Annotated in this window: 9 protein-coding genes and 1 rRNA gene; 2 read left to right on the plus strand and 8 right to left on the minus strand. The window is 33.4% G+C overall.

Features of this window, described 5'->3' with window-relative positions; translation table 11 throughout:
* Positions 1-72: 72 nt before the first annotated feature.
* The 6 genes from J2X17_RS12200 to J2X17_RS12225 all read right to left on the minus strand — a co-directional run bounded on the left by J2X17_RS12200 (position 73) and on the right by J2X17_RS12225 (position 9,695).
* Complete coding sequence (locus J2X17_RS12200; protein ID WP_310298273.1) at positions 73-1,398, minus strand: MFS transporter; 1,326 nt, start codon at positions 1,396-1,398, stop codon at positions 73-75.
* A gap of 162 nt (positions 1,399-1,560) precedes the next feature.
* The gene (locus J2X17_RS12205; protein ID WP_310298275.1) at positions 1,561-2,373 is read right to left on the minus strand and encodes a M48 family metallopeptidase; all 813 of its coding nucleotides are present in this window, start codon (positions 2,371-2,373) and stop codon (positions 1,561-1,563) included.
* Positions 2,374-2,458: 85 nt separating this feature from the next.
* Positions 2,459-4,858, minus strand: a complete 2,400-nt coding sequence (locus J2X17_RS12210) for a glycoside hydrolase family 31 protein (protein WP_310298278.1) — start codon at positions 4,856-4,858, stop codon at positions 2,459-2,461.
* A gap of 201 nt (positions 4,859-5,059) precedes the next feature.
* A complete protein-coding gene (glgB, locus tag J2X17_RS12215; RefSeq protein WP_310298282.1) occupies positions 5,060-6,964 on the minus strand; it encodes a 1,4-alpha-glucan branching protein GlgB in 1,905 nt (634 codons plus the stop codon).
* A 33-nt stretch (positions 6,965-6,997) separates the two neighbouring features.
* Positions 6,998-8,278 carry a glucose-1-phosphate adenylyltransferase gene (locus J2X17_RS12220; RefSeq protein ID WP_310298285.1) on the minus strand — a complete coding sequence of 427 codons (1,281 nt, stop codon included), beginning with the start codon at positions 8,276-8,278 and terminating at the stop codon, positions 6,998-7,000.
* On the minus strand, positions 8,268-9,695 hold the full coding sequence (locus J2X17_RS12225) for a glycogen synthase (protein ID WP_310298287.1): 1,428 nt from the start codon (positions 9,693-9,695) through the stop codon (positions 8,268-8,270). Before J2X17_RS12225 ends, J2X17_RS12220 begins: the two co-directional genes overlap by 11 nt.
* A gap of 99 nt (positions 9,696-9,794) precedes the next feature.
* On the opposite strand from J2X17_RS12225, the gene J2X17_RS12230 reads away from it, so the two are divergent.
* Positions 9,795-10,661, plus strand: coding sequence for an alpha/beta fold hydrolase (locus tag J2X17_RS12230; RefSeq protein WP_310298289.1), 867 nt, complete (start codon positions 9,795-9,797; stop codon positions 10,659-10,661).
* Positions 10,662-10,708: 47 nt separating this feature from the next.
* Entirely contained in the window at positions 10,709-11,353 is a 645-nt protein-coding gene (locus tag J2X17_RS12235) for an endonuclease III domain-containing protein (protein WP_310298292.1), read from the plus strand.
* 6 nt (positions 11,354-11,359) lie between these two features.
* Here the strand turns inward: J2X17_RS12235 and J2X17_RS12240 are convergent, their stop codons facing one another.
* Complete coding sequence (locus J2X17_RS12240; RefSeq protein ID WP_310298293.1) at positions 11,360-11,794, minus strand: nuclear transport factor 2 family protein; 435 nt, start codon at positions 11,792-11,794, stop codon at positions 11,360-11,362.
* A gap of 1,031 nt (positions 11,795-12,825) precedes the next feature.
* Positions 12,826-12,914 (minus strand): 5S ribosomal RNA (gene rrf, locus J2X17_RS12245); the annotation flags it as partial.

The raw sequence follows: 12,914 nt of genomic DNA on the forward strand, positions 1-12,914 counted from the left end.
CTTTAATAACTGAATAATCATATCATCAATCAAACAAAATCACAAATAAACAAATTTATTAAAGGCGCTTAATTAATTTATAGCGCCTTTTTTATTTACTCTTCTCAAAAGAAAAATTGCAGTCACAAAGAATACTCCTAAAATTACAATTGCTGCACGAGGACTTCCTGTTATTTGATCAATTATTCCGTAAACACACATACCAATTACAATTCCGATTTTTTCGGCAACATCATAAAAACTAAAAAACGAAGCCGTATCTTCAGTTTCAGGCAATAATTTTGAATAGGTTGAACGTGACAAAGCCTGAATTCCGCCCATTACAAATCCGGCAACCGTTGCCATTACATAAAAGTGAATCGGCAATATTATAAAAAATGCCAATGCACAAAATACTGCCCAAATAATATTGATTACGATTAAGGTTGGAATGTTACCAAATTTAGCTGACGCTCTGGAAGTTAATACCGCACCAACAACAGCTACCAGTTGTATAATCAAAATGCAGATAATCAAACCAATTGTACCTTCTTCTTTTGATGACCATTGAATTTCCTGTGCACCAAAGTAAGTCGCTACCAACATTACAGTTTGTACAGCCATACTTGAAACAAAAAAACCTCCTAAATATCTTTTTAACGGAATATTTTCCTGTAATAAAGCCCAAACTTTCTTCAATTCTTTAAAACCATTAAATATTACATCATTTGTTAATTTTTGTCCATTTTCTTTACTTCCTTTTGGTAAAAAGTAATAAGTATATTGGCTGAATAAAATCCACCAAACTCCTACCATTATAAAGGAATATCGCATAGCTTTCATTGCGGCTTCACCATCGGTTCCGGTAATTCCAAAAAGTTTTGGTTTCATTATCATTGCCAAATTAATGATTAATAAAATTACACTTCCAATGTAGCCCAGCGAATATCCTTTGGCACTAATTTTATCTTGCTGGTCTTCAAAAGCAATATCCGGCAAATATGAATTATAAAAAACCAAACTTCCCCAATAACCAATTAATCCTAAGAAATAGAAAGCTAATCCGATGTAAATATTATCGAGATCAAACCAATATAATCCCATACATGATAGAGATCCTAAGTAACAGAAAAATTTCATGAATGATTTTTTATTTCCCACATAATCTGCAATTCCAGATAATAATGGAGAAATAAAAGAAACTACTAAAAAGGCAAAAGCAGTTGTAAAACTAATTAAAGCAGAATTTTTTAGATGCAAACCAAAAACATCTATGTAATGATCGCGTTCTGAAAATAAGGCTTCATAAAATATTGGGAATACTGCCGAAGCAATCGTAAGTGTGTAAACTGAATTTGCCCAATCATAAAATGCCCAGGCATTTAATAATTTCTTATCTCCTTTTTGTAGGTTTTTCATAGAAATGGTTTTGTTAATACGCTACGAATTTATCTAATTTTTATGATAATCAAATAAATTTTACCTAAATCCTGTATTATTAAATTATAAAACAGTTACCACACTAAATAAAAAAAGCTATTCAAAAAGAATAGCTTTTGTGATTTGTCAAAATCTTTATATTTATCTTATAAGTCCAACTTTAAGAGCAGTTTCTTTTGCCTGAGGAACTAACGATTTTAAATTGGCAATTCTGGTTGCATCTGATGGGTGAGTACTCATAAATTCCGGAGTTCCTGACGCACCACCTTTAGCTGACATTCTACTCCAAAAAGTAATAGCATCATCTGGATTATAACCTGCAATTGCCATTAATGTCAATCCGATTTTATCCGCTTCGCTTTCATTACTTCTGCTAAAAGGCAGCATAACCCCCACTTCGGTACCAATTCCATAAGCTTGAGAAAATAGCGATCTTGTTTCTGCTGATTTATTGCTGGTCGCGGCATCTAAAGCAACGCCTCCAATTTGCTGAAGCTGTGCAGCACTCATTCTTTGGGCTCCGTGATTTGCTAATGCATGAGAAACTTCATGTCCCATAACAGTCGCTAGTCCTGCTTCATTTTGAGTAACAGGCAGAATTCCTGAATAAACCACGATTTTACCTCCCGGTAAACACCATGCGTTAATTTCTTTATTGTCAACCAATTTATATTCCCAACGATAATCTTTCAGATATTGTGTCTGTCCTAAATAATTTAAATATTTTTCGGCTGCAGCTCTAATTTTACCACCTACAACATCAACTTGTCTTGCTTCGGCTGTACCAGTAATTACTTTATTTTCAGCTATAAATGCATTATATTGTTGAAACGAAGTTGGAAATAGTTCACTATTTGAAACAAAATTCAAACTTTGTTTTCCTGTAATTGGATTTGTGGCACATCCACAAACTAAAATTGCTGCAATAACTGCTATATGTAAGTTCTTTTTCATCATGATTTAATTTTAAATACAGAGTAAAAATACAAATTTTAAAATCTGTTTTTTTACATAATTAAATTAAAACATATCATAATTATTATTCACCAATGATATGAAGTTCATTAAAACCTTTATCAATAAGTAAAAAATGATTTGAATCAAAAGCAACTTTATCAAATGCTACTTTTTCATTGTCAATTTCAAGTTCAGTAACATTAAAAGGCAAACCAATCAAATTGATTTTATATTTACTGTACGGTGTATCATATTTTCCTTCTTTATGCAACTGAATGATAAGCTCTTTCTCTTTCCCAATTGTTCTGAAAGATAAATAACTATAACGGCCTTTTTTATAATCATAACCATCTTGAGCATCTTCATATACAAATGATTGTTCTTTTCCAATTTTGAAGTACAAATCAAGTATTAATTCATCAAATTCAATTTCACCAACATACTGTTGCACAGGGTACTTCGGAATAATTGCTCCTGCTTTCACAAAAACTGGGATTTCGTCAAATTTGGTATCAACCCAAACTTCTTTTCCTCCCAATGCAAATTCATTCGTCCAATAGTTATACCATTCTCCCCGTGGAATATACATACGTCTGCCTACAGCATTAGGTTCAAGAATTGGACAGACTAAAATTTGATTTCCGAAAATAAATTCGTCATTACGATAATGAGTTTGAATATCTTCCTGATCATAATAAACTAAAGGTTTTAGCATCGGAATACCTTCTTCAATATACTGCCAGAACATGGTATATAAATAAGGTAATAATTGATAACGGAGACTCACAAATTTTCTCGTTATATCGATGACTTCTTCATCAAATGCCCAAGGTTCCTGATTTCCGTGATCTCCAGAGGAATGCGTTCTGCAAAATGGGTGAAAAACCCCTAACTGAATCCAACGTGCATATAATTCCCCTGTTGGCTGTTCTGCAAAACCTCCTATATCAGATCCTGTAAATCCCATTCCTGAAATACACATTCTCTGAACCTGAATATTAGCAATCCATAAATGTTCCCATGTTGCTACGTTATCACCTGTCCATGATGAAGTATAACGTTGTGCACCGGAATAAGCAGATCTGGTTATTACAAATGGACGTTTAGGATAGGCAAAACGTTTTACACCATGATACGTGGCTCTCGCCATTTGTGTACCGTAAATGTTATGTGCTTTTCTATGACTACACGGATTTCCATCATAAACGTGACGAACATCCATCGGGAAAGTTTTATTTGGAACTTCCATAACAGCTGGTTCGTTCATATCATTCCAAACTCCTTTTACACCAATATCTGAAATTAATTCTTTAAATAATCCAGCCCACCATTCTCTAACTACGGGGTTTGTATAATCTGGAAAATTACATTCTCCCGGCCAAACTTTTCCCTTCATATAAGGACCATCCGCTCTTTTGCAGAAATAATCTTTTTCTAAAGCTTCTTGGTAAACCCAATAATCTTTATCAATTTTTATTCCCGGGTCGATAATAACGATGGTTTTAAAGCCATCTTCAGCTAATTCTGCCACCATTCTTTTCGGATCTGGAAAATAATCTTTACTCCATGTAAAACATCGAAAGCCCTCCATATAATCTATATCCAAATAAATGGCATCACACGGAATTTTAAGTTCTCTGAATTTTGAGGTAATTTCTTTTACTTTACTTTCAGGATAGTAACTCCATTTACATTGATGGTATCCCAAAACCCAAAGCGGCGGTAATTCTGGTTTACCAGTTAAATCTGTATATGTGGTGACAACATCCTGCATTTGTGGGCCGTAAATGAAATAGTAATTCATTTCGCCTCCTTCAGCCCAAAAACTGGCAACATTTCTTCTTTCCTGACAAAAATCAAAGAAAGTTCTAAAAGTATTATCAAAGAAAATACCGTACGATTGTTTATTATGCAAACCAATATAAAAAGGGACTACTTTATATAATGGATCTTGTTCTTTTTGAAAAGCATATTGATCAGTAGCAAAATTCTCAAGTCTTTTACCTTTTAAATTCATCTGAGTGGCTTTGTCACCAAGGCCGTAAAAACACTCTCCGTCTTTAGAAGATTTACTCATTTTAACAATATTCCCACCATATTCATAGCTTTCCTCCCAATGAAAACCAAGTTCATCTTCGAGAATTAAAAGATCACTTAAATCATAAATAGATAAACGAAGATCTGCTTTTTGAATTTTACATTTTACTTTGCTGGTTCTTATCAGGAAATAAGTTTCTTCTTCTGTTAGTTCCAGAAAATTATAACCGTGAAGCTGTGTTTTATCAATAGCGTATGAAAAGTCGTTACTAAAATAGCCTTTGGTAGTAAATCGAAATCGGATTAGGCTATCTCTGAGAATAGTGACTTTTAAGATTACTTTATTATCGGTATGAAATAAAATAGAATCACCTTCATGTTCGTGCGCAACAATCTTTGATGGATATAAATCTCCTTTATATTCTAATGATGTATTTGTAATCATATCGCTAATGAATTAATTAATCTAACTATATCGCTATTTCAAACATACAAAAAAACTACGTAAAGCCCTATGAATATGAGGTTTATTCACGAAAACGTTTTTTCTGAATGAGTACCAATTAACATCTCCCAAAATCAGCAATTTGATAATTTATGAACCAAAAAATGACAAATTGGTATTGCTAAAATTAATATCGAAATTTTAAGTAAACGAATAAACAGTTACACTCAATGGAGGTAATGTTAATTCTACAGAATAATCCCTGCCATCGTAAGGTGAAGATTCAATATTTAAAGGACCGGAATTTCCGATACCGCTTCCTCCGTAAATTGATGCATCAGTATTGAAAATTTCAATTAATTTACCTTTTTGCGAAATTCCAATTCTGTACTTTTCACGAACAACGGGCGTAAAATTGCCTACAATTATCAAATTTTCTTTTTCATTATTTCCTTTTCGAATGTACGATAAAATCGCATTTTGATGATCCGAATAATTAATCCATTCAAATCCTTCCCCTGTGAATTGTTTTTCATACAATGCAGGTCTGTTTTTATAGAGCAGGTTCAAATCTGTAATTAATCTTTTTACTCCTAAATGGTAGTCGTATTGTAGCAAATGCCAATCTAAACTTTTTTCGAAATTCCATTCATCACTTTGCCCAAATTCAGAACCCATGAACAACAATTTGGTTCCCGGATGCGTAAACATATAGCCGTACAGCAACCTTAAATTAGCAAATTTATGCCATTCATCACCCGGCATTTTATTAGCAATAGATTTTTTACCGTAAACCACTTCGTCATGAGAAAATGGCAGCATGAAATTTTCGGTAAAAGCATAAGTCATTGAAAAAGTCAAATCGTTCTGGTGATATTTTCGATAAATTGCGTCTTTTTGGAAGTATTTTAACGTATCGTGCATCCAGCCCATCATCCATTTCATTCCAAAGCCCAAACCACCTGTAAACGTTGGTCTTGATACCATCGGAAACGAAGTACTTTCTTCTGCAATTGTTTGAACTCCATTAAAATTAGCATAGATTACTTCATTGAATTCTTTAAGAAAACTTATGGTGTCCAAATTTTCCCTTCCTCCATATATATTCGGCTCCCACTCACCTTCTTCTCTTGAATAATCAAGATATAACATCGATGCAACAGCATCAACTCTCAAACCATCGGCATGATAATGTTGCAACCAAAAAACGGCGTTACTGATTAGGAAAGCCCGAACTTCATTGCGGCCGTAATTAAAAACAAGACTTTTCCAGTCCGGATGATATCCTTTTCGGCGATCCGGATGTTCATATAAGTGCGATCCATCGAAGAAACCCAAACCGTGTGCATCATCTGGAAAATGGGAAGGAACCCAATCCAGAATAACTCCAATCCCAGCTTGATGTAATTTATCAACTAAAACCATGAAGTCTTGCGGTTTTCCAAAACGGGAAGTTGGTGCAAAATATCCTGTGAGCTGATATCCCCACGAGGGATCATAAGGATATTCCATAATTGGCATAAATTCTACGTGCGTAAATCCAATTTCTTTTACATAAGCAACCAAATCATCCGCCAATTCTAAGTACGTCAAAAATCGATTGTGATCTCCTCGTTTCCAGGATCCCAAATGCACTTCATAAACAGAATAGGGTTTATCTAAACCATTATGATTTTCGCGCGATTGCATCCAGTTTTCATCCTTCCATTTATAATCTAAATCCCAGACTACAGATGCAGTATGTGGTGGTTTTTCGCAATATAACGCGAATGGATCAGCTTTCTCTGTTACAATTCCATTAATATTAGACTGAATTTTGTACTTGTATAAAGCTCCTTTTGTAATCTCAGGAATAAAGCCCTCCCAAATTCCTGAAGAATCCCAGCGAACTTGTAATTGATGTTCATTTCCTGTCCAATAATTAAAATCACCTACAACCGAAACACCTTGGGCTGTTGGAGCCCACACAGCAAAATAAACACCTTTTACTCCATTAACTTCAACTAAATGCGCTCCTAACTTTTCATATAATTTGAAGTGTTTTCCTGCTTTGAATAAATCAATATCAAAATCAGTAAATAGAGAATGCGTGATTACTTTGTTCATATTTCGATTTTAAGGCAATAATTAATTTTGTTTTTACTCAATTCTAAAATTATCTGATAAAATGGCACCTTTTTTAATGACAACAATACCGTCTTTTATACTGTACAATTCATTTGTGAAATTATCTAAATGTTTCCCTCCGCTAATATGCACGTTATTTCCAATGCGTACATTTTTATCAACTAATGCATTTTGTATAAAACAGTTTTCACCAATTCCAATATGAATTTTACTAACACTTGCTTCATGGTTTAATTCATCTAAATCCTGATAAAAATCGTTACCCATCACATAGCAATTTTCAAGCACGGTTCCTTCTCCAATTCTGGAACGGATTCCAATAACTGACCTCTTAATTTCTTTAGCATTGATAATACATCCTTCAGAAATCAAAGATTGATTGATTATTGAATTTCTAAATTTTGATGGAGGAAGTAATCTTGGTCTTGTGAATATTTTATTATCGTTATCGAACAGATTAAATTCCGGAATATCAGCAGTAAGACCAATATTTGCTTCAAAAAATGATTCAATATTTCCGATATCTGTCCAATATCCTTCATATTGATAACTTAAAATTTTATGTTTGCCTACTGCTTGCGGAATGATTTCTTTTCCAAAATCTTTCGTGTGCGGATCGGCCATTAAATCTTCTAATAATTGTCGGTTAAAAATATAAATTCCCATTGAGGCTAAATATTTTTTTCCTTTTTCCTGCATTTGTTCACTCACGTCAGATTCCCATTCAGGCAAAAGTGAAGCATCCGGTTTTTCTATAAAAGCTTCAATACAACTTTCATGATTGGTTTTAAGAATTCCGAATTCAGGTGCATCTTTTGCATTTACCGGTAAAGTAGCTATCGAAATTTCAGCATCTGCAGCAATATGAGCTTCTAACATTTCATTAAAATCCATTTGATACAACTGATCGCCTGATAAAATTAAGGCGTGGTCAAATTCATGTTTAAGAAAATGTGACATACACTGTCGAACAGCATCTGCAGTCCCCTGAAACCATGTTGGATTATCAGGCGTTTGTTCGGCTGCCAAAATATCAACAAATGACTGGCTGAAAATACTAAAATTAAAAGTGTTTTTGATATGCGCATTTAATGATGCCGAATTAAACTGTGTCAAAACAAATATTTTAAAAATATCAGAATTGATACAATTTGAAATAGGAATATCTACTAATCGGTACTTTCCACCAATTGGTACTGCAGGTTTTGATCGTGTTTCTGTCAATGGAAACAAACGCGATCCTTGTCCTCCTCCTAAAATAATAGCAACTACATTTTTCTTTTTAAATTTCATTTTTCTCAATTATTAGGTTGTATATCTCGATGTATTCTTGGCAAACTCTCTCCCAGGAATGATCAGTTGTCATTCCTCTTTTTATAATTTTATTGAAATTTATTTTGTCATCGTACAATTTTACCGCACGATTTATTGAATAACATATATCTCCTACAGAAGCCTGATCATGACAAATTCCGTTTCCATTATCTCCAAAATCAATTACAGTATCTCGTAAACCACCAGTTCTTCGAACTATAGGAACTGTTCCATATCGTAATGCATACATCTGATTTAGTCCGCAAGGTTCAACTCTTGAAGGCATTAAAATATAATCTGAACCAGCATAAATTAAATGAGCCAATTCTTCATGATAGCCAATAAAAACGTTGTAATTTCCATTATAATCAGTTCGCAATTGAACCAGCTGTTCTTCAATTATCGAATTTCCAGATCCTAAAATTAAAATATTGATATTTTCAAAATTTTCAGATAACGCTAAAGCACATGCCTGAGGAAGCAAATCACCACCTTTTTCATCGAATAAACGCCCTATAAAACTAAATAACGGTTTTGAAGGATCTAATTCGAATTGCTCACACAATTTCTCTTTATTTTTTTGTTTACCTACCTCAAAAGTTTCAACAGAATAATTCGCTTCAATCATTTGATCTTTAAGCGGATCCCAAACTTCAAAATCAATACCGTTTAAGATGCCTTTTGATTTACTTCTAACAGATTTAAATAAATCCTCTAAACCATTTGCCGAAATATTTATTTCATTCAGATAACTAGGAGAAACAGTTGTAACAGCATGTGCACATTTAATTCCAACTGCTAAAGAATTTAGAGAATTATTCCATTCTAAAAATCCAACATGAATCAAATCAAATTCCGGTAAATAATGCAATTTATCAAAACCAAACCAGCCCTGATATAACCCGTTATGAATTGTAATTACAGTTCGAATGCTTTGCAAACTCTCATATTTATAACCATACTTCAACAAGAAGGGAATTAAACCAGTATGATGATCGTGGCAATTAATAACATCCGGAACAGTTTGTCGAGCTAAAATCCAATCCAAAGTAGCGATCTGAAATGAAATAAAGCGTTCAATATCATCTTCATATCCGTACACATTTGACCTGTCAAATAATTCCTTTATTTCTATGAGATATAATTCATAGCCTAATTTATTTGTAGTTTCTTTTAAAACACTAAAAGGAAAATCAAAATTCCCCAGCTTAATATTTCCCCAATGAACGCATTCAAAATCATTTTCTTTTTTAAACTTTGTGTCATAACAAGGAACGACAACTCGAACCTGATGACCGGCATTTGTCTGATATTTTGGTAATGCGCCAACGACATCGGCTAAACCACCAACTTTTGCCATTGGATAACACTCTGCACTGATATGAAATATTTCCATTTTAGAAATTTATAAACATCTATTTATTGTACTACATTTATGTTTCCTAAATTTAGGAAAAAATAAGCAACATTTGGCTCTCATAAAAAATTTATTAATATGGCAAAAAAGGAAACTAATCCTACTAAATCATTAAAAATTCCGCAGTTTATAATTTTATCTGCTAAATTATGCGCCTTTATTTCTACCAAATTAGTAACATCGTATGCAGCAAAACTATTTACAACTCCAATAAAACATAAAGTTCCCAAACGAGAGCTTGAGATGGATTCTAAAAGTAGCCAAAAGACCATATATATTGAATCTATTGATAAAAACATTGTTACTTATGAATATGGAAAAAGCGACCGCAAGATTTTATTAGTTCATGGATGGTCAGGAAGAGGAACACAATTGTACAAAATTGCTGACGAACTTTTAAAAATTGGCTTTTCTACTGTAAGTTTTGATGCACCGGCACATGGAAAATCACAAGGAAAAACAACTATAATGTCTGAATTCATTCACTCTATATTAGAAATTGAAAAACAATTTGGTCCGTTTGAAATTGCAATTGGTCATTCTTTGGGAGGAATGTCAGTTTTGAATGCTATTAAAGATGGTTTAAAAGTCAATAAAGCTATTATAATCGGAAGTGGTGATATTGTTCAGGATATTTTGGATGAATTTATTTCAAAATTAGGACTAAAACCAGAAATTAGTAATAATCTGCGCGACCGTTTTGAAAATAAATATGGAATAAAAATGGACAGTTTTTCAGGCTACAGAGCGGCTCAAGAAATAAAAATTCCAGTTTTAGTAATACACGATAATGACGACCCTGAAGTTCCCGTAAAAGCAGGAATTCATATTCATAAAAATTTAGAAAAAGGATTACTATTTTTAACTGATGGTTTAGGACACAGAAAGATTCTTGGAAATCAAAATGTCATAAATAAAATCATCAGTTTCATTAAAAGTAGCTAATTTTGTCATAGTTATATACTTTTTATTTAAATCTAAAGAAATATAAAATGAATTTATTTGGAGAAACATCAGATTGGGAAGCGAAACTACAACCCATTCTTGAAAAATATAAAGGAAAGAAACATCCTCTTGAATATCAAAATACATATCAATTGATGATCATGGTAATTTTATCTGCACAAGATTCAGATGCCAATATTAACAAAATTGCACCATCTTTATTCGAGAAATTTCCCACTCTGAAAAGTTTGTCGCTGACAGATTCTGAAGCTTTAATGCCTTATATCAGTAAAGTTCGAAATTACCCAACCAAAACGCAATGGATTTTAGAAATTGCAAAAACACTCGAAGATGACAAAAATATTCCTTTAAACATGAAGGAGCTAACGAATCTAAAAGGAATTGGCAGAAAATCTGCCAATGTTATTTTAAGAGAAACTCATCAGCCCGCAGAAGGCATTATAGCTGATCTTCACGTCATTAGAGTAGCTCCCCGAATTGGAATAATAAAAGAAAGTAAAGACGGAATCAAGGTCGAAAAAGAACTCATGCAAGTGCTGCCTAAATCAATTTGGCCCGAAATTGGAATGGCAATTTCATTTCATGGGCGAGAAATTTGCAGACCAAAACCAAAATGTGAGGAATGTGAGCTAGCGGATATTTGTCTTTATTATGCAACTCATGTAGCATAGAAAATATTACTTTCTTCTAGTATCAATAAGATAAATAATTTTCCAGGAATCCTTTTCCTTAAATAAAGTAAAAGTATTCACGCCCGAATGACTTAATTTATTATTTAAATAAAATTCATACGGTGCCCAAACATGAGCCATGGTTCCATCAATTTGAATAATATAACTTAAAATTTTCTCATGAAATTTCATACTTGACGGTATTGAAGCAATCGATTTGTAAAATTCTTTTGCTGCTTCGTCAGATAACTTATTACCCTTGCTTACACTTTCACTTATCGACTGAAGAATCATATTTTCAGCACAGACCGACTTTATTTTAGATGTATCTTTTTGATGAAATCCTTCAAAAAAGTATTCTATCGTTTTCTGAACATCTTGTTTCTGCGCATTTGAACATAGTCCAAAAAATAAAAAACACAAAACAACTAAACTTTTCATAATCAAATGTTTAAAATTAAAAATTATTCACCAAATTGATTGAATAGATAATCTAAGCCATTTCGTAAGCAACGTTACAGACGGCCAATATCTTCACAACAATCACTTTACCCCAAATTGCTTTTGATTCCTATGAAAGCTAATTAATTCTATTATCAAATTCATGACAATGCTCTGTACGAAAAATATTTTTCATTTTTTGTATTTATTGAAGTTTTGGCCAATAGTAATAATACGGCAAATATATTAAAATTTAACATCCGAATACCTCAGAGAAGTTTTTTCAGATGAATGCATGGCGTTCCCCTCCGGGCCGGGCTGTCCGCTATATCTTTTGCGATTGTAGTTTTGAGTTTAGATGGAGGTTTTGGGTATCGCAAAAGGATGCCGCTCCCATCCCTAACGCAGTTTACGGTAAACCAGAAGTACAGTTTTCATAAGAAATTCCAACTTTTATCCCGAAGCTTCGGGACCAAATTCCAATCCAGAGTATCGCATAGTTCTATTTTCAGAAGAAATCTGATACTGCAACTAAGTATTTAACCGCAAAGAACGCAAGGATTTACGCAAAGCCCGCAAAAGTTATAACACACAGCTTTGCGGCCTTAATAAAGACAACAGCAAACACACAGGAAAAAAAACCGTAGCGCACTTTTATTATTTTAAAAAAAATCTGATACTGCAACTAAATATTTAACCGCAAAGAACGCAAGGATTTACGCAAAGCCCGCAAAAGTTATAATACACAGCTGTGCGGCCTTAATAAAGACAACAGCAAACACACAGGAAAAAAAACCTTAGCGCACTTTTATTATTTTAAAAAAAATCTGATACTGCAACTAAGTATTTAACCGCAAAGAACGCAAGGATTTACGCAAAGCCCGCAAAAGTTATAGCACACAGCTTTGCGAACTTAGAAAAGACAACAGCAAACACAACGGTAAGAATCCTTAGCGCACTTTGCGGTTAAAAAACACAAAGTGATGCAAAACAAAAAATCCCCATCAAATAAATGATGAGGATTCTTAAAAGAAAGGCGACGACATACTCTCCCACATAACTGCAGTACCATCTGCGCAGGCGGGCTTAACTACTCTGTTCGGGATGGGAAGAGGTGAGC

This window comes from Flavobacterium aquidurense, from assembly GCF_031458035.1.
Lineage (GTDB): Bacteria > Bacteroidota > Bacteroidia > Flavobacteriales > Flavobacteriaceae > Flavobacterium > Flavobacterium aquidurense_C.